The organism is Moellerella wisconsensis ATCC 35017, from assembly GCF_001294465.1.
Lineage (GTDB): Bacteria > Pseudomonadota > Gammaproteobacteria > Enterobacterales > Enterobacteriaceae > Moellerella > Moellerella wisconsensis.
Window position 1 is genome coordinate 134419 of sequence record NZ_LGAA01000026.1, and the last position, 17461, is coordinate 151879.

General features: G+C 39.0%; 30 protein-coding genes and 1 pseudogene. 28 read left to right on the forward strand and 3 right to left on the reverse strand.

What is annotated here, in order from left to right; genetic code table 11:
- Window positions 1-14: 14 nt before the first annotated feature.
- Both M992_RS12550 and M992_RS12555 read right to left on the reverse strand, forming a co-directional pair.
- Window positions 15-341, reverse strand: a complete 327-nt coding sequence (locus M992_RS12550) for a hypothetical protein (RefSeq protein ID WP_053908919.1) — start codon at window positions 339-341, stop codon at window positions 15-17.
- A 110-nt stretch (window positions 342-451) separates the two neighbouring features.
- Entirely contained in the window at window positions 452-661 is a 210-nt protein-coding gene (locus M992_RS12555; RefSeq protein WP_053909092.1) for a helix-turn-helix transcriptional regulator, read from the reverse strand.
- A 119-nt stretch (window positions 662-780) separates the two neighbouring features.
- Between M992_RS12555 and M992_RS12560 the strand changes: the two genes are divergently transcribed.
- From M992_RS12560 to M992_RS15560, 5 genes are all read left to right on the forward strand, one after another.
- A complete protein-coding gene (locus M992_RS12560; protein ID WP_053908920.1) occupies window positions 781-1428 on the forward strand; it encodes a LexA family protein in 648 nt (215 codons plus the stop codon).
- 114 nt (window positions 1429-1542) lie between these two features.
- Entirely contained in the window at window positions 1543-2691 is a 1149-nt protein-coding gene (locus tag M992_RS12565) for an ImmA/IrrE family metallo-endopeptidase (protein ID WP_053908921.1), read from the forward strand.
- Window positions 2688-3197 carry a DUF4411 family protein gene (locus M992_RS12570; RefSeq protein WP_053908922.1) on the forward strand — a complete coding sequence of 170 codons (510 nt, stop codon included), beginning with the start codon at window positions 2688-2690 and terminating at the stop codon, window positions 3195-3197. The genes M992_RS12565 and M992_RS12570 overlap by 4 nt, the downstream gene beginning before the upstream one ends.
- Window positions 3198-3612: 415 nt before the next feature.
- Entirely contained in the window at window positions 3613-3927 is a 315-nt protein-coding gene (locus M992_RS14830; RefSeq protein ID WP_167308885.1) for a transcriptional antitermination N peptide, read from the forward strand.
- Between the two features lie 14 nt (window positions 3928-3941).
- Entirely contained in the window at window positions 3942-4073 is a 132-nt protein-coding gene (locus M992_RS15560) for a hypothetical protein (RefSeq protein WP_255314233.1), read from the forward strand.
- Between the two features lie 15 nt (window positions 4074-4088).
- Here the strand turns inward: M992_RS15560 and M992_RS12580 are convergent, their stop codons facing one another.
- Window positions 4089-4643: a super-infection exclusion protein B gene (locus M992_RS12580; protein WP_053908923.1), complete on the reverse strand. Its 555-nt coding sequence runs from the start codon at window positions 4641-4643 to the stop codon at window positions 4089-4091.
- Window positions 4644-4860: 217 nt separating this feature from the next.
- Here M992_RS12580 and M992_RS12585 point away from each other — a divergent pair, with 217 nt between their 5' ends.
- The 23 genes and pseudogenes from M992_RS12585 (at window position 4861) to M992_RS12695 (ending at window position 17292) form a co-directional block, all read left to right on the forward strand.
- On the forward strand, window positions 4861-5052 hold the full coding sequence (locus M992_RS12585; RefSeq protein WP_147638188.1) for a hypothetical protein: 192 nt from the start codon (window positions 4861-4863) through the stop codon (window positions 5050-5052).
- A gap of 347 nt (window positions 5053-5399) precedes the next feature.
- The gene (locus M992_RS12590; protein ID WP_053908925.1) at window positions 5400-5636 is read left to right on the forward strand and encodes a DUF551 domain-containing protein; all 237 of its coding nucleotides are present in this window, start codon (window positions 5400-5402) and stop codon (window positions 5634-5636) included.
- 261 nt (window positions 5637-5897) lie between these two features.
- Window positions 5898-6122, forward strand: a complete 225-nt coding sequence (locus M992_RS12600; protein ID WP_053908926.1) for a hypothetical protein — start codon at window positions 5898-5900, stop codon at window positions 6120-6122.
- Window positions 6119-6325, forward strand: a complete 207-nt coding sequence (locus tag M992_RS12605; RefSeq protein ID WP_053908927.1) for a hypothetical protein — start codon at window positions 6119-6121, stop codon at window positions 6323-6325. Before M992_RS12600 ends, M992_RS12605 begins: the two co-directional genes overlap by 4 nt.
- Window positions 6322-7248, forward strand: coding sequence for a recombinase RecT (locus M992_RS12610; protein ID WP_082335440.1), 927 nt, complete (start codon window positions 6322-6324; stop codon window positions 7246-7248). The genes M992_RS12605 and M992_RS12610 overlap by 4 nt, the downstream gene beginning before the upstream one ends.
- Window positions 7245-7940 carry a lambda exonuclease family protein gene (locus M992_RS12615; RefSeq protein WP_082335441.1) on the forward strand — a complete coding sequence of 232 codons (696 nt, stop codon included), beginning with the start codon at window positions 7245-7247 and terminating at the stop codon, window positions 7938-7940. The genes M992_RS12610 and M992_RS12615 overlap by 4 nt, the downstream gene beginning before the upstream one ends.
- Window positions 7934-8434 carry a single-stranded DNA-binding protein gene (ssb, locus tag M992_RS12620; protein ID WP_053908929.1) on the forward strand — a complete coding sequence of 167 codons (501 nt, stop codon included), beginning with the start codon at window positions 7934-7936 and terminating at the stop codon, window positions 8432-8434. Before M992_RS12615 ends, ssb begins: the two co-directional genes overlap by 7 nt.
- A gap of 15 nt (window positions 8435-8449) precedes the next feature.
- Window positions 8450-8728: a hypothetical protein gene (locus M992_RS12625; protein WP_053908930.1), complete on the forward strand. Its 279-nt coding sequence runs from the start codon at window positions 8450-8452 to the stop codon at window positions 8726-8728.
- A 44-nt stretch (window positions 8729-8772) separates the two neighbouring features.
- The gene (locus M992_RS12630) at window positions 8773-9066 is read left to right on the forward strand and encodes a hypothetical protein (protein WP_053908931.1); all 294 of its coding nucleotides are present in this window, start codon (window positions 8773-8775) and stop codon (window positions 9064-9066) included.
- Between the two features lie 48 nt (window positions 9067-9114).
- Window positions 9115-9288, forward strand: a complete 174-nt coding sequence (locus tag M992_RS15150; protein WP_156317263.1) for a DUF7167 family protein — start codon at window positions 9115-9117, stop codon at window positions 9286-9288.
- Between the two features lie 2 nt (window positions 9289-9290).
- Window positions 9291-9578, forward strand: a complete 288-nt coding sequence (locus tag M992_RS12635) for a cyclic-phosphate processing receiver domain-containing protein (protein ID WP_047256720.1) — start codon at window positions 9291-9293, stop codon at window positions 9576-9578.
- Window positions 9578-10033 carry an ASCH domain-containing protein gene (locus M992_RS12640; RefSeq protein ID WP_053908932.1) on the forward strand — a complete coding sequence of 152 codons (456 nt, stop codon included), beginning with the start codon at window positions 9578-9580 and terminating at the stop codon, window positions 10031-10033. Before M992_RS12635 ends, M992_RS12640 begins: the two co-directional genes overlap by 1 nt.
- A 77-nt stretch (window positions 10034-10110) precedes the next feature.
- On the forward strand, window positions 10111-10689 hold the full coding sequence (locus M992_RS12645) for a hypothetical protein (protein WP_053908933.1): 579 nt from the start codon (window positions 10111-10113) through the stop codon (window positions 10687-10689).
- Between the two features lie 205 nt (window positions 10690-10894).
- Window positions 10895-11131 (forward strand): hypothetical protein, encoded by a 237-nt coding sequence (locus M992_RS12650; protein WP_053908934.1) that lies wholly within the window; start codon window positions 10895-10897, stop codon window positions 11129-11131.
- Window positions 11124-11414 (forward strand): phage protein NinX family protein, encoded by a 291-nt coding sequence (locus M992_RS12655; protein ID WP_053908935.1) that lies wholly within the window; start codon window positions 11124-11126, stop codon window positions 11412-11414. The genes M992_RS12650 and M992_RS12655 overlap by 8 nt, the downstream gene beginning before the upstream one ends.
- Window positions 11415-11426: 12 nt before the next feature.
- The gene (locus M992_RS12660) at window positions 11427-11621 is read left to right on the forward strand and encodes a hypothetical protein (RefSeq protein ID WP_047256712.1); all 195 of its coding nucleotides are present in this window, start codon (window positions 11427-11429) and stop codon (window positions 11619-11621) included.
- The gene (locus M992_RS12665) at window positions 11593-11838 is read left to right on the forward strand and encodes a hypothetical protein (protein ID WP_053908936.1); all 246 of its coding nucleotides are present in this window, start codon (window positions 11593-11595) and stop codon (window positions 11836-11838) included. Before M992_RS12660 ends, M992_RS12665 begins: the two co-directional genes overlap by 29 nt.
- Window positions 11839-12039: 201 nt before the next feature.
- Window positions 12040-13086, forward strand: a complete 1047-nt coding sequence (locus tag M992_RS12670; RefSeq protein WP_053908937.1) for a tyrosine-type recombinase/integrase — start codon at window positions 12040-12042, stop codon at window positions 13084-13086.
- A gap of 39 nt (window positions 13087-13125) precedes the next feature.
- Window positions 13126-13350, forward strand: a pseudogene (locus M992_RS12675) (type I secretion system permease/ATPase); the annotation flags it as partial.
- 179 nt (window positions 13351-13529) lie between these two features.
- Window positions 13530-13823, forward strand: coding sequence for a LexA regulated protein (gene ybfE, locus M992_RS12680; protein WP_047256708.1), 294 nt, complete (start codon window positions 13530-13532; stop codon window positions 13821-13823).
- Between the two features lie 166 nt (window positions 13824-13989).
- Window positions 13990-14517, forward strand: a complete 528-nt coding sequence (fldA, locus tag M992_RS12685) for a flavodoxin FldA (RefSeq protein WP_047256707.1) — start codon at window positions 13990-13992, stop codon at window positions 14515-14517.
- A 399-nt stretch (window positions 14518-14916) separates the two neighbouring features.
- Entirely contained in the window at window positions 14917-15369 is a 453-nt protein-coding gene (gene fur, locus M992_RS12690; RefSeq protein WP_053908939.1) for a ferric iron uptake transcriptional regulator, read from the forward strand.
- Between the two features lie 501 nt (window positions 15370-15870).
- A complete protein-coding gene (locus M992_RS12695; RefSeq protein WP_053908940.1) occupies window positions 15871-17292 on the forward strand; it encodes an MFS transporter in 1422 nt (473 codons plus the stop codon).
- Window positions 17293-17461: the final 169 nt, after the last annotated feature.

A 17461-nucleotide genomic window follows, 5' to 3' on the forward strand; every position in this document is an offset into this window, starting at 1 on the left:
TTAAACAGTTTTGATTAATGCGCCTCAACAGTTCCCGCTGCTGGGGCGTTTTCTTGTGTTCTCATCAAAGAAAGCTCGCCGATTTGTTTCCATAAAAAGCGATATTCCTCTTCAGATATTTTTCTCTCACCTTCCAACACAAAATCTTTAATCCCCGATGCTGCCAGCGTTTCGCATAGCTCAGGAAATTTGTCAGTTCTGCGTAGAATTGTTGAGTCGTGGACGCCTAACGTTTTAGCCACTACAGACTGAGTTTTAGCTCTCAATGCTTGTAATGCGGTGGCGATTAGGTGATTTGATACAAATTGATTGAAGTTCTTGCGTGTAGTTGCGTAGTCCATAATTTATATTCCATTAAATAGTTACAGTTAGTCCGTTGCTCACGATCCTGTGAGTTGAGTTTTGTATTGATACCCTTTTTCAGGGCTGGGGATTTAAAGAGCGATTAAATCTATGCTGCTTTTGGTGGAAAAATGTCATCGATAGTGACGCTAATCCCATTGTTATTAAAAAAGCTAACTAGCTGTCTACATACTTCAAGGTCTGCTTTACGTCGCCCATTTTCATAATGGCTAATGTTTCCTTTTGTGCAGCCCAGCTCTTTAGCTAAATCTGTCTGCGTAAGCCCAAGTTTTTTTCTATATCGGCTTATATTATTCATCTGAACCTCCTTATTGTTCACAATGAGAGTATACATAAAGTATCCGTTAATTCAACATAAAAGTATACATATTGTCTGTCTACATTTATGTATACATATCGTATTATTGGGTTATGAAAATGAAATGGTATGAACTAGCCAAGTCCCTTATGAAAGATAAGGGCATTACATACGATCATCTAGCTGAGCATTTTTCGGTATCTAAAGGTGCTGTTGGGCATTGGATGACAGGAAAGAGGGAGCCGGCATTTAATGAGATTGCCGGAATACTCGCATATGTTGGCATCAATAACCCAACCATAAATCAAGATGGTACTATTAGCATTGATGCAGATTCGATCAGTAGAGCTGAGCCGACTTACGAATACCCTCTGCTCTCTAAAGTGCAGGCTGGCTCATTTACTGAAAACAGCAATTCTTATACAGAAAAAGATGCAATCGCATGGATACCAACAGCCAAGAAAGCTAGTGATAGCTCATTCTGGCTGGAGGTTGAAGGTCACTCAATGACAGCCCCTCAAGGTGGTCGCCCTAGCTTCCCTGAAGGAATGCTGATACTTGTTGACCCCGATCAGGATGTAGACTTCGGTGATTTTTGTATAGCACGATTACATGGTGATGAGTTTACATTTAAGCGGTTAATTAGAGAGTCGGGGCAAGATTATTTGGAGCCATTAAACCCACGGTTCGAAATGATACCGATTAATGGCAACTGCCAGATTATAGGCAAAGTGGTTAAGTCTCAGTGGCCTGACGACACGTTTTAGGGTGTGGTTGGTGTGATGTACTTGGAATAATAGGTATAACCTGATTGACCCACATTAATTTTGCATTAATACTTTATCTATATATTTTGTGTGTTTTTTTAAGTGGGTGAGGATATGGCGACAATAGAGTTAAAGTTGTCCCCAAAAATTATTGAATGGATAGCAGATAAGCAAGGCGTTTCTACTCTAAGCCTAGCTCAAGACCTTACACCTAAAAAACAAGATCATTTTTTGGAAGGTAAAGTAACTAAAGGAATCGCGGAGAAGCTTGCTAAATTAGCAGGCATTCCTTTTGGTTACCTTTTCTTAGATCACCCTCCTGTTGAGAAAAAGTTAGAAATACCTGATTTTAGAAGGTCTCCTGAGTACGTTGAGTTATCTAGAGATTTCACTGAAACATATAAAGATGTCTTATTTAAAGTAGACTGGTATAAAGACTATTTGAAGGACGTCGGTGCAGATATACCACTACCTTTTATTGGCAAATACACCATAAAAAGTAATGCTGAGACTGTAAGCAAAGATATAGCAAGTGTAATTGGCTTTGATATCGAAGCTATTTTAAAAAAAGTTAGGTTTGATAGTTACTTCGGAGCTGCAAGTAAGCTAATCGAGAATGCAGGGATTCTCGTGTTTAAAAATGGAATAGTTAAAAACAGTACAAAAAGAAAGTTAAACATAGATGAGTTTAGAGGCTTTTCTATAGTTGACCCTGTAGCTCCTGCAGTATTTGTTAATGGTGCAGACTCCTTTTCAGCTCAAATATTTACGTTATTCCATGAAGTTGCACATATTTGGATTGGTAAAGGTGGTATATCTGACTGGGATTATGAAAACAAAATAGAAGCTTTCTGTAATAAAGTTGCGGCATATATATTAATGCCTGACGATCTATATATAAAGAAATGGAAAAGCGAAGCGCATAGCACCGAAGAGAACATATATATAAATAGGCATGTATCTAAGTTTTTCAAGGTTAGTGAGTACGCATGTGCCATAAAAGCTAAAGACCTTGGTCTAATTGATGACGAAACGTTCGTGATGATTAGACGCGCGTGCATTCGTAATTATAATTCTGCCGAAAAGAAGAGTGATGGCGGCTCTCCATACTACACAATACCTTATCGTAATAGCAATAAAATCACCGATGCTGTTCTTGCTCTAACAATGAGCCAAAGTTTACCAATTAGAGAAGCTGGTAGAATTTTGAATATTAAAGCAGACACGGTCATAGAGTTATATAAGAAAAGGACGTCTAGATGATGAACTCTGATCGCTTCCTAATTGATAGTAATGTGTTTATTGAAGCTAAATATTTTCACTATAACTTTAATTACTGCCGTAAATTTTGGGATTTCATACTAGAACTACACAAGACAGGACTGGTATATTCAATCAACGCAGTTAAAAAAGAGCTTATCAGAAAAGAAGATGAGCTATGCTTATGGGTTAAAAATGAAGTGCCTGATAGTTTTTTTGAAGATGAAGCATCATCCATAGGGAACTATGCAAAGCTGATGGTTTGGTCGCAAAACTTAAATGTACACGACAAAGCTAAAGAAGATTTTGCAGATATATCTAAGGCTGACGCGTTCTTAATAGCTCATGCTATGACACATAAGATGTCACTAATAACTCAAGAAAAAGAACAGGCAGGGGCCAAGAAAAGAATTTTAATACCAAATGCAGCAAAAGAAAATGGCGTCAAAACTCTAACCATATATGAGTTTTTAGCCAGGTATTCTGGACAAAACTTTTCAATAAAATAACCCCCCCCAAGCCCTCCCCGCGAGGGCTTTTTTGTGCCCGCAATTCCCCGCCAGTGTGATATTCCTCGCAAGATAAATAATTTTTTGAAAATAAATTGCCTGTAAATACAAATAGTTGACTTTAAATAAAGAAATAAGTCTACATTATGTATTTACACCCATCTACTAATCGTATACATTTAAACACATCGAAGGCATGGAGCCATAGATAAACAGGATGTTCGCTCTTTAAGCAGATAGCGCTGTAAAAGCGCAAACCAAAGACAGTATGTTTTGGGATTGGTGAACGCTAAGGCTGATTAGCAAGATAGGGATCGGCAATAACTCAGTAAGTCGCATGTCGCATGACGTAACACCGAAAGTAGGAGATCAGCACCTACCACCAATCACCAAAGCAAACTGAAAGGAGAAAACTATGTGTAACTTTCACGGCTATAACAACGCCAGATCACGCAGAATGGAACGCAGAAAAGCATTGCAGGAAGCGCACGCATTAACTGAAAGATTAAAAACTGCAATACATGGCGAATCAGTAGAAGAAATAAAACGCCCTACCTTATCACTAACACGCAAGCCAATTAGCCGAGTTGAAAAAGCAATTTCAGTTCGCAGCACTAAAGTTTATGACTCAGCAGATAATACCTGCTTGCCAAATTCTAGTATTTACTCAGCTAAATATCGTAAGTCAGGAACATTATTAGAGTCTGGCGAAGTGACAGCGAGAGCCTAAACAAGGGGTATACCATGGAAAATAAAGCAGAATTACAACGCGACTATGTTGAATACAAGAAAAGAGCTAAATCAGCGAAAAGCATGAGTGTTCGCATGATGTATATATCTATGGCTCTAACGTTAAGAGCCGAATTGAGAGCTTAAAGCCCACGGATGGGCTTACCTTACCTCTTCATATGCTTTACGTATTTTAGTGTTATTTACTAGGGCGTATTCTATATCTTTAAGGTAATTTCTAGTAATCCTATATCTGCAATTAGGCTCGTTAATATAGTCACCTCTAATTGGTTCGATTATTCCTTTATTAAATAATTCGATGACACCTTTTTCATTCATTGAATCAAAAGACAATTCGCTATCCAGACCTATTTCAGCAAAGATTGCAATAATCGAAGCTTCCTTGTCGGTGACATTATTAATATTGTTTTTCTTTTTTTTATTTAATCTTACTTGTGTTAACGCTCTGTTTAAGTCAATACATAACTTAATGAATAACTTAACAAAATATGAAATAAAGTAACTCACTGGAACAAAAAATAATGACGACACTATATATGGATTGTCCCACTGAAGGAGCTTGGAGTTAATAAATTCAATATACCCAATGGGAGTAAATATTAATAACGCAAACCAAGATAACAACCAAAACATATTGAACCTCAATGATGTGTTTTGTTTTAAATAGGCAATCACTGCCTCAATCCAATTCGGCATGGTTGATAATCTCTTATTCTGTAGGGGTGAGTGGATTATAGCCGATTTCTCGCTGTAGGGGTACAGGAGAACCACCTCGCCTGACGTGGTTAAAAGCAGGCACAGTTAACTAATTACAGTCCATTGCGGTGGGCTGTGGTGAGTTGATTAATAGATAGGAGATAGAGCAACTATTTCCAAAATGGAAACTGTTGCCTTAGTTAATAACGGATGGAGTATGACAGATAAAAAGAATTTACCGTGGCAACTGGAAGAATTACGCGACAAGTTCGCTATGGCTGCACTAAATGGGTGTTTATCTCATAGTGATGCGAGTAATGTCGCTTTTACTTCGGTTAAAGAGGCTTCTGATTATTATGCAAAACTTGCTTATACGTATGCAGATGCAATGTTAAAGGCTAGGGGGTGATATGGAGTTTAAAGGCACGCCTGCACCGTGGTTTAATCACGATGGTTTTATATAAGGACATAATGACTCGCTTATTGCCGAACTAACAAAGCAAACACTCCTAGCACGATAATTAAGATTACTGGTATTCCTATAGTGAACTTCAAATACTTAATAAAAGATCGAGTTATCGCTTTCTCTACTGCTTTTTGAATGACTTCTTCAAGCTGTTCAGGGGTTAAGTTCATATTAAATTATCCATATAAGCCCAATGTTAGTTTTTCAGAATAACTCATATTAACACTATTCATCAATAGTATTCATATCGCTATTAATAGTGAGGAATACGCACATAAGGAACATAGGAAATGGCAAATGATAATAACGGCTGGATTCGCTGCGATGAGCGACAGCCAGAACTTGGTGATTACTCCGTATTAGCTTATTGGGAGGGTCACGGCGGAATGGATATGGTTCATGTGGATGACTATTTCGGAGACATAACTAACGGACGAGATGAACACGGAAATCTAATGCATACGAAATGGTATTTAAGCCAAAAAGTCACGCATTGGCAACCTATGCCAGAAGCACCAATCAAGTAACCCACCGCACCAACACCAGACCCCAAATAACTATCGCTATCGAAAGATACGTGAGGATTAATCATGCATACAAATCAGAAATATAACCGTGCAATGCGAGATGGATTCATGGTTAAGCCAAGCAAACCGCAAGCCACTCGATCATCTATAGCAAGCAAGCGTCAGACAAAAAAAGATGAGCCAAGTTGGAAGCTCTACTTTGCAACGATAGTGGTTATGACTTTTATCTTACTCCCGTCTTTTTTGAACTAGGAGCCATTTATGTCCGTAACAATTAAACATGGAGGAGCCTACACCAAGGACGGTGAAATAATCATCGAATCACGCGATGTAATAGCAGTAACCGGCGACACGGACGCGCTATTTTTGGCTATGGAAAGCCCATTTGAAGAAGTAATTAGTCATGCAGCTAAGCATGGATCGCTAGCTGAGTTATTGGATATGGTGCAAACGGAAATTGCGAAGATGGCCAAGGAGGCAGCATGAGAATTTCAGAGTATGAAAATTTCGTCAATATTCCAGACCGTGAGCACCTAGCAAATCAGGATGATGAGCTAACTAATGAAATGGCTCAGCGGTTTTATGATGCCCTTCCCTCATCGGTCATAAGGAAAATGACCACTCAAGAATCAGATGAAGCATGGAACGCTTTTTTTGAGGCTGCAAAAAGCGAAAGGAGGCTATTGTGAGCACAGCAGTTCAAAAGGTATATGAAATTATTAACCCGCTTAAAACGGAGTTTGAGCAGGTATGCAGCGAGCCAAGCATAGCATTTAAAAGGGAGTCTGAATTTGCTATGCAGATATTTGCTAATAATGACTTTCTGGCAAATGTCGCTGTGAATAACGTTGTTTCAGTTCGAAGTGCTGTAATGAATATTGCGGCAATTGGCATTAGCTTAAACCCAGCGCAAAAACTAGCTTACTTAGTTCCTCGTGATAAGAAAGTATGCCTAGATATTAGCTACATGGGATTAATGCATATAGCCCAGCAGTCAGGCGCTATCAAGTGGTGCCAATCAAGTATTGTACGCCAGAATGATAACTTTCAGCTCACCTCAATAGATACCGCACCTCGCCATGAATACAACGCCTTTGCTACACAAGAGCAAAGAGGCGAAATAGTCGGCGCTTACACGGTAGTCAAAACAGAAGATGGCGACTACTTAACTCACACAATGGCTATTGCAGATATCTATGCAATCCGTGATAGGTCATCAGCTTGGAAAGCTTGGATATCCAAAAAGGCAAAATGCCCTTGGGTTACAGATGAAGAGCAAATGATACTGAAAACTGTTGTTAAGCAAGCTGCTAAATACTGGCCTCGCAGAGAACGACTAGACCAAGCCATTGACTACGTTAACACCGAAGCTGGTGAAGGCATCGACTTTAAAAATGAACGGTCACAGCCTCGTGATGTTACTCCCGCTAGTGAACAGCAAATGAATGAAATCACAGCGCTCATGATCAAGGTAGATGGCGAATGGAGTGATGCATTTATGGAATTCATTAGCAAAAAATTCAAGCGCACAATATCACACCCTACTGAGATAACAGCATTTGAGGCAAATGTGATCATTGACATGCTAAGGAAAAAGGCAACAGGAAAATGATTAGCAATGACATCATTCTAAGCAAAACAGGTATCGATTTAACCAAAGTAGAGCAAGGAAGCGAAGAGTGGTTGTCAATCAGGTTAGGAGTTGTAACCGCCTCAGAGGCATGGAAAGTTATCTCTAAACCAAGGTCCGGCAATAAATGGCCAGACACAAAGAAAACATATTTAAACACCCTTATTGGTGAAGTCTGCACGGGAGTTTACAAGGAAGTATCAGCGAGGACGCTGGAATGGGGTAAAAACTACGAATTAGAAGCAAGGATGACATTCGAGTTTTACACCGGGTTAACGGCAAAGGAAGTGCCAATAATATTCAAAGATGAGCAACTACGGATAGCTTGCTCACCGGACGGAATTTGTAGTGATGGCTCAGGATTAGAGCTTAAATGCCCAAATAACACGGACGTATTTATAGACTTAGCATTGAATGGAATCGATGCAATGAAAAGGGAATATGTGGCTCAAGTTCAATATTCCATGTGGGTTACAGGTAAGGATATCTGGCACTTTGCAAACTATGACCCTCGGATGCCAGCAGGGAAAGAAATCGCATATTTCCCTGTCGTTCGTGACGAAAAAATGATGAAAGAATTCGACGAATTCGTACCCGAGTTCATTGAAGTAATGGATCAGGGTTTAAATAAATTAGGTGTTCAATTTGGCAATCAGTGGGGTAAGCCGTGCTAAACGAAGTAAATATTATTGGTCATCTTGGTAATGACCCTGAAATTCGATACCAACCTAGCGGTGACGCTATCGCAACTATGTCTATCGGATGCTCTGAACGATGGAGAGATAAAAAGTCTGGTGAGCAAAAAGAAAAAACTGAATGGATACGTGTTGTTGTGTTTGGAAAGTTAGCTGAAAACGTTGGTGAGTATCTTAAAAAAGGTTCACTAGTTTTTGTAAAGGGAAAATTCAGGACTAGAAAATGGCAAGACCAATCAGGCCAAGATAAATATTCGACTGAGGTCACTGTGGGCATGGACGGCATCGTGAAGTTTCTAGACAAGAAACCACAGTCACAATCAACACAGCAACAAGGTGGATGGGGGCAACTTCAACAGTCACAGCAAAGGCAACCAGCTCAGCACAACGAACCACCGATGGACTTCTCAGATGATATCCCATTCGCGCCTATCGGCCTCCCCTACCCACGCCACGCTATTTATGTGATTTAACCAAAGGATATAGCCATGAGTATTGATTACGAGCCAAAGTTAATTGTTGGCACTGATATGGAAAAAGTAACTATTGATGAAGAGGCAATCGACGAATTACTGAATGACGATTACACACAACACGGATCATATTTCAGTGGTCGATTTAGTTTTATTGGCAAAGAGGTGAGCGTAGAGGAAATTAATGACCCTAATTTCATGCTGAAATACCTATCCCTCAAACACGAAGTAGCAAAAGAGTTAGGCGTTACACCTGATGATATCACGCTAAGGAATGGCGTGTTAATCATGTAATTCAACCCACGGACTCAGTGCAAGGATGCAAACAGGAGATAGATATGACAAGAAAAATGAAATTAGCTGCATACGATGAATTCGGCAATGAAGTGAATGGTGTTTCGTTAAGCGTTACCGAGAGTCAGTGGAACGCTATGAGTAGAGATGAGCAAGTAGAAATAGAGAAAAACACTCTGGCTATGTTATTCGAAGTTCGTGTTTCTCCATTCTTGGATTCAAATAAAATTAACGAATACAAGATGAAAGATATGATTTTTGATTATTGCAAAGGCGAAGGCGTTGAACTTAATGAAGGCATTAGACAAATCATTGATTTATTAAAAGCACAAATATAGCTGGACAGCTTAATTTAACTCGCAGGGATGCAATGAAGAGGAATGAATATGGATAAGCAGATGCTGCTATATGCAAGAACGAACAATCAAGGCTCTACATGTAGCACTGATATTGGTTACACAGAATCAGAATGGGAAAAATTATCTGAAGATGAAAGGGCAGAGATTATAGCTGAAATCACGGGTGATGTTGTTGATATGTGGGTACAGCCTGAGGAATGAACATGAAAGTCTATCTCGATGATGAACGCCAAACACCAAAAGGATTTGTGCGTGTTTACTGGCCTGATGAAGCAATTAAATTACTGGAAACTGGCGAGGTTGAATTAATTAGCCTAGACCATGATTTAGGTGATGACGAACGCGGTACAGGCTATGACGTTTTATTGTGGATAGAAGAACAGGTTTACTTAAACGGATTTAAACCGCCTGAAATTATTGTTCATTCATCTAATTCATCAGCACGTCATAAAATGGAATTAGCAATTGCAAATATTAAAAAGGTGGAGTGATGAAAGACAGAATCAAGTTTAACGACGCAATGTTAGCGGCTGTCATGGATGGCAGAAAAACGCAGACTCGCAGACCGATTGAGCCACAACCAAAAGTAACCGAGGAAGAGTTACGCAAGTTAGGTGCATGGCAGGAAGGTTACACACTATCAGAGCAAGTATGTTCTGCATGGCGGCATGGGTTTGTTGATGTTGATTGCCCGTATGGTGAAATTGGCGACATCATCAACGTTGCAGACAAGGACGGTAATATCAAAGGGAAAATAGAAATTACTGATGTTTGGTTGCAGCAAGTAAATGATATCAGTGAAAGCGATGCTAAAGCCGAAGGGTTCGATGGGAAATTGAATTCATGCACATCTGACTTCGCCGCTGTATGGATTGGCGTATACGGAATTGATAGCTGGATGAATAACGATTGGGTATGGGTGATTGAGTTCAAAAAGGCGAGTTAAGGAGGCATTTTGACAGTGGATTAGTCACATGGATGTGAGTATGATTCCTGCTTTAATTTATGTTAAGGACAATAAAAATGAGTGAAATATCACACTTAGCTACAGATAAAGATATTGTGACAATGGGAACGGCAATTATAAGTGTAGTTTGTTTGGTAATTGGTGGTGCTATTGGATTTTTTACCAAGTATTTTTATGAGAATAAAAAAATCAATGAAAGTAAAAAAGCACTACGCCAGCAAATGATAACAAATAATATTGCGCCAATGAGGCAGGCTTGGATTAATGATTTGAGAAAAACATCATCAGAAATAATTGGACACCTACAGTTCATCATACAAATAAAATCATTAATAAAATCTCGCGATACCAATGCTAAACTTTTTTATATAGAGCATAGATCTAAATACTATGAACTATTATGTCAGATAAATTACCTAGAGTTGCTTTTACCTGCCAATAAAGATGGAAGTCAACCTATAGAATCATCAAATGTAAAGACAAAACTAGAAAATATTTTAAATCATTTAAATAAAAAAACCACAGACAACAACTTAAAAAAAACAAGAAATGAAATAGAGCAACTTTCTATTGAAATAAAAGTTATTTTAAAAAAAGAATGGGAAGTAACCAAATCTCTCAATGAAATGAAATAATCATCACCCTGCACTAGCAGGGTTTTTTATACCTAAAATTCAGAGCAACAATTCATGCAAATAATCGGATATGTATTACTCATGCTAATACAGGGTTCTGCTGTGCCTGTTACAGAGCAAATATACACACAGCAAGAATGCGAGAGCCGTGCTATGCAAATAATGCAGGTGCGGGATGTTGAAATTAAGTGCGGAGAGGTGTGGAATGAAAATTAAATTATTAAATGATGGTGGTTATAGTGGTCATGAAGGATTTACCTTCACTAAAAAATTTCCTATTACTGCTAATCTCATGAGAATAGATGGAGGAATAAGTGATGGTCTAGCATACGTATCTGGCGAGGAGATGATTAACATTGGATGTGTGTGTGACCGTAAAGAAGTTTTTAATTCGCCATTTTCTTTTTATATAGGTTACGAATGCGAGGTTATCAATGAATAAATACACCGAACTCTCTGACTTCGAGATTAATGAAAAGATTGCTGAGAAATTGAGGTTAGATTATTGGGGCGCAGAACCTAATATTTATGTTGATGATTATGTTTACTCTCCATGTACTAATCCTATCCAAGCAATGCCAATTATTATTGAGAATGGTATTAGCATGGTGCGAGTTAATAATACTTGGTCAGCTCGTCAATTTAATAATCACTGCATAGAAATTATTGGTGATAATTATTATCGAATTGCCATGGAAGTTTATTTATTAATGAATGGAAAATAGCATAGGTGAATTATGGATATTATCGACTCAGCAAATGAACTTAATGAATTAAATATAAAAAATGCAATGTTAAATCGACCTCCAATAATTAAATCGATAAATGGAATGTGCGTCTGGTGCGAAGAATTACCAGCGGCAACTAATAGCGCATATTGCAGCAAAGATTGCGGAGATGATCATGAGCAATATAAACGAAAAAATGGATGATGTAATACTAGAAAATGGGCGCAGGAAGATAGCCCGCGAATGCCGCAATAAGTTAAAACAACTCAAGAAACTCAGCGATAAACAAAGCACTTTAATTCTTAATCAATACCTGCCTAAATTTAAATTAACACTCACAGATAAACATAAAAATTTCACGCCTAAACTTTGGCTTATTTGGTATGTGAATAATATCGATAAGGAGATTAATAGTGAATGACTCGTATTACACGGTAGAAGAATACTCAAAGCTATTAAATCTATCAAAAGGCACCATATATAGAAAGCCATCAAAATACTACATGTTTAAGGTCGGTGGATCTTGGCGTGCAAACAAGGAAAGCCTGAAAAAATTTGAACAGGCGCAGTTTAACGACAATAATGTCTATCGGCTGGCTGTAGTCGGTAGTGGGAGAAAAGCATGCCGATCTACAAAAGAGGTAAAAAATACTGGGTTGACGTCGCAACACCAAGCGGAGAGAGAATTAGAAAATCTGCTTGCACGGAGGATAAAGTCAAAGCTCAGGAATATCATGACAAGTTAAAACATGAACTATGGCAGATGGAGAAGTTAGACAAATTGCCTGATAGGTCATTTGAAGAAATGATATTACTCACCTTAAAGGACGCAGAAGGTCAAGCCTCATATCAAGTAAAACTTGCTTATGCAGACTACTTTCTGCAGATCTTTAGGGGGAGAAAAATATCCACCATAACCAGCGATGAGATAGCTCACTCTTTGCCACTGTACAACCCTCAAACAAAGAGAAAGCTATCCAACGCTACGCAAAATAGATACCGCTCATTTATTATGCGTGCTTTTTCGTTGGCTCACAAGATGGGATGGTTGCTTAAATCATCCTATATACCCAGAATGAAAGAGCCGACTGTAAGGGTTAGGTGGCTAGAAAAGCGGGAAGCTGAGCTACTCCTTTCTAATATTAAAATTAAGTGGATGAGAGATCTTGTGTCAATAGCACTCCTAACAGGGATGAGAAAAAGTGAGATCCTTTCTCTGAAATGGAAAAGTGTTGATGTGGCTAGACGGGTAGCCCATGTTACTGCTGATAATGCTAAATCAGGAAAAGCTAGACCAGTTCCTCTAAATGATGTTGCCATTGAAATACTCAATAGCATTGAAAAGGAAGGCGACTATGTTTTCTCCAATAACGGAATGAAAAGAGCTGGTTATTATCGGGAATGTTATGACAAGGCATTAGCTGACTCAGACATAACAGATTTCACTTTTCATGATCTAAGGCACACATGGGCAAGTTGGCATGCACAAAGTGGAACGCCGCTCATGGTGTTGAAAGAAATGGGAGGATGGGAGACATTAGAAATGGTTCAGAAATACGCTCATTTCAGTGGTCAACATTTAACCAAATATAGTGAGCACGTCACAATTTCGACACAGTCGAATAATAAAGCCAGTCAAAAGCCACATCTAACTCTTTTAACTGGCTGATATGTAAAGGTTAAATTCACACATCCAGCAATCACAATTACATCGACTTTAGATTATGAATCTGAAGCTGCAATTATGACTAATATGGCAGAAATCACCACCGGTAGAACCGTAATTAGTATCGCACATCGGCTAAATACTCTACGGTATACCGACAGAATTTGCGTTATCCATAATGGCGAGATTGTCGAGTTTGATAATCATCATAATTTGCTACAACAACAAGGCTTATATGCGCAATTATGGCAACAGCAAACCCGTTAATTAGTATCAGTAGTTAGAAGTTGCTGTTTTTTTATTCGCTCGGGATATTTTTTTAAATAAGCGCTGATATTTTAATCGATAACAGCGCTTCATCGCTCCGCAATAGTAGCGATATGCAGGCAGCTAAGGTATGATTGCGCGCTGGATCCTTGGTACTCGCCCTTTAACACTTACTAGATATGGCAAAAGAACAAACTGATCGCACCACTCTTGATTTGTTCGCGAACGAACGTAGGCCTGGGCGACCGAAGACAAGCCCGTTATCACGGGATGAACAATTAAAAATCAACAAACGCAATCAATTAAGACGAGATAAAGTCAAAGGATTACGTCGGGTTGAACTAAAATTAAATGAAGACGCCGTTGCAATACTGAACCAATTGGCAGAGCAACAGAACATCAGTCGCAGTGAACTTATCGAACAGATATTGATGGCTCAGCTTGAGCAGTCACTTCTGCCGGCGAAAGATTAAACGTCATCATCCACAATGCTAACCACACAAATTTGACAGATTTATCCTGATAGTTTGGCCAAAATAGAAAGCATAATGCTATCATTAATGGTAATCATTCAGCACAAATTTGGCGTCAGAAACTGACTGACAGCCCTGACAGAAACAGAAGAGGTTGACTCACTTTATGGCAATCGTAGGTATTTTCTTCGGTAGTGACACAGGTAATACAGAAAATATTGCCAAAATGATCCAGCAAAAACTGGGTAAAGATGTGGCAGAAGTTCACGATATCGCAAAAAGCAGCAAAGAAGATATCGCTGAATTTGATATCCTGCTACTGGGTATTCCAACCTGGTATTATGGTGAAGCTCAGTGTGATTGGGATGACTTTTTCCCTACGCTCGAAGAAATTGATTTCGAGGGTAAATTAGTCGCTCTTTTCGGTTGTGGTGACCAAGAAGATTATGCGGAATATTTCTGCGATGCAATGGGCACTATTCGTGACATTATTGAACCAAGAGGCGCTGTTATTGTTGGTCATTGGCCAACTGAAGGCTATCACTTCGAAGCCTCTAAAGGACTGGCGGATGATAGTCATTTTATCGGTTTAGCCATTGATGAAGACCGGCAACCTGAACTCACTGAAGAGCGAGTGGATGCATGGGTTAAACAAATTTCTGACGAGATGTCTCTCTCTGAAATTATTGGTTAATATCACATGTGGCTAAACACACATGTGGCTGAGCAGAAAGTTACTCAACATAATTTTAACTGTAGATGAACTACAGTAAACATGAGTCGCAGTTGGCTATTTTTTCAACTATCTAACGTTTATTTTGGCGCGATATGCAGCAAATAATGTCACTAACGACCAATAAATAGCATCGTAAACATAGATAGAACGCGAAAATATAACCTAAAAATTGATTCAATAAACACGGCGACTGCAATTTATATGATGTTGGGTATATGGTAATAATGAGACATGATTGGTTTCTATTTACTCTCACTAAGCCTATAATTGTGAAATCGTTTAATAGAAATCTCTTTTTTCTGTTAATTATGTTTAGTTATTATTAAATTCATGAATAAAGTTACAGGATAAATCCGCATGACCGACAACAATAAAGCATTAAAGAATGCTGGGCTGAAAGTTACACTTCCACGCTTGAAGATACTGGAAGTGCTTCAAGATCCTGAGTGCCATCATGTCAGTGCGGAAGATCTCTATAAAAAGCTGATTGATTTAGGCGAAGAGATTGGCCTCGCAACAGTGTACCGTGTATTAAACCAATTTGACGATGCTGGTATTGTGACTCGCCATAATTTTGAAGGTGGTAAATCTGTCTTCGAACTAACACAGCAGCATCATCATGACCATCTTATCTGCCTTGATTGTGGCAAAGTTATTGAATTTACTGATGAATCAATTGAGACTCGTCAGAAAAATATCGCGGCGCGTCACGGAATTAAATTATCAAACCACAGCCTATACCTGTATGGTCATTGTGCTGATGGTGATTGCCGTGATAACAATGATGCTCATGAAGCGAAAGGTGAATAATAGTATCTTTTTATTGGCTCTGTAACTTCATCCTATAGCTTGCCGTATAACTTGGCTATATCGGTGTTTTGTGCTCTGGTTATGATCTGTTTTAGTCATATGCATTACTTTTAATGTCCAGTAAGTAACCAAAACGCTACGGAGCAATTATTCTAGTCAATTTCCTCTGAAATCCGTATGTGCAAACCACATGCGGATTTTATTTTGCCTCGTATTTGCATTCTCTAACCAATAAATTTGATAATCACTCGACGTAATATTACACTAATCTCTAGTATCAAAAATCACATTAAAAGACCGCTTAAACAATCAGTTTTCAAAGACTAACTATCAAAAATTAACGTTCAAAAGAACCCGTATCTAAGAACGATCCCCCAAAGACTAAACGCAGAAACAACAAACAGAACAAAGTAAGCGAAATGAGAATACGATGATATCAATAGCGACTCATTGATTTCTCATCATAAATATCGCGCTAATTGATTGTTGAAGGATGAATGAATGAGTCAAACGGAACAACCCAATCATGGCGGTTGGAGCACATTACTTACAGGTCAATATCTTTGGTTCATCTTGGCGCTAACCGGAGGGATCGTTCTGCATGCGGTCAATGTCTACATCACTATTACGACTTTACCTTCCGTAGTACGTGATATTGGCGGCCTAGACTTTTATGCTTGGAACACCACACTGTTTATTCTGTCATCCATTATTCTCTCGGCTCTGACTTCTCGAATTTTATCCCGCCTCGGTCCGAGAAAAAGTTATCTTATCGCAACACTGATTTTTATTACCGGCACGATTATTTGTGCCCTCACCCCCTCGATGCTACTCATGTTACTAGGACGTATAATTCAAGGCGCTGGCGGAGGAATTTTACTCACCTTATCTTATTCCATGGTTCATCTTGTTTTCCCTCAATATCTCTGGTCAAGGGTACTGGCAATGATGTCGAGTATGTGGGGAATGGCAACACTTTTGGGGCCAGCATTAGGTGGTTTTTTTGCAGAATATACTCTTTGGCGCGGGGCATTTTGGTGTCTAGCTATCGTTGGGCTGCCCTATATGTATCTTACATGGCGTGTATTGCCTAATCAAAATCATCGCAGCACCGTGCTAGAAAAAATTCCCTATCGCCAATTATTGCTGCTTTCGATGGCGGTTTTGGCTATTTCTCTCGGCAGTCTCAGCCAAAAAATATGGGTGCCCATTTTAGGACTTATGGCCGCTTGTACATTATGTTATGCCCTAGTCAATCTTGAAAAAAGAGGAGTAAACTGCTTATTTCCACAAGATACTTTTCGGCTATCCGCTCCTTTAGCGCCAATTTATTTGACCATGGCGTTATTAGGTTTTAGCGTACAAACAGAAGTTTTTGTTCCTTATTTTTTACAAGTTCTGCATGATGTTCCTCCCTTAGCCTCGGGATATCTCGCGGCATTAGTCGGAGCCGGTTGGTCTTCTAGCGCGATTTTAGCCTCCGGAGTAACGCCAGTAATCGCCCGCAAATTAATCTGCCGTGGCCCTACACTCACACTATTTGCCTTAGTTATTCTCGCGCTGTTTATCACGAATATTATTGAGCTAGAAAATTATCAATTAATAATAATTTGCCTCGCATTATTTTTTGCTGGCAGCGGAATAGGAATGGCATGGCCCCATTTACTGACGCGGATATTAACTGTTTCACGTCAACAAGATGCGGATAAAGCCTCTGCGGCGATAACTACACTACAACTATTTTCAACCGCCTTTGGTGCATCTATAGCTGGCTTAATCGCTAATTCAGCAGGGCTTTCGCTCCCCGGAGGAATAGATGGCGCTAAATCAGCCGCCGCTTGGCTATTTATATTATTTGCAGCAGTCCCTCTATTCGCATTAATTAGCGCTAATATTGTGGTTAAACAAGCGAATAAGCACTAGTCAATCGCAAAATTCTCTTTTAATTTAGTTGATTATTAATTATGTACAAAAAATAATAAAACTATATTCCACATTATATTCAAAGCGATATTTAAAACCATGTACAGCTATCGAACACGTTGTTGGCTAAACAGTAAAAAGCATAGAGAGAATAACAAAAAGTCCGTAT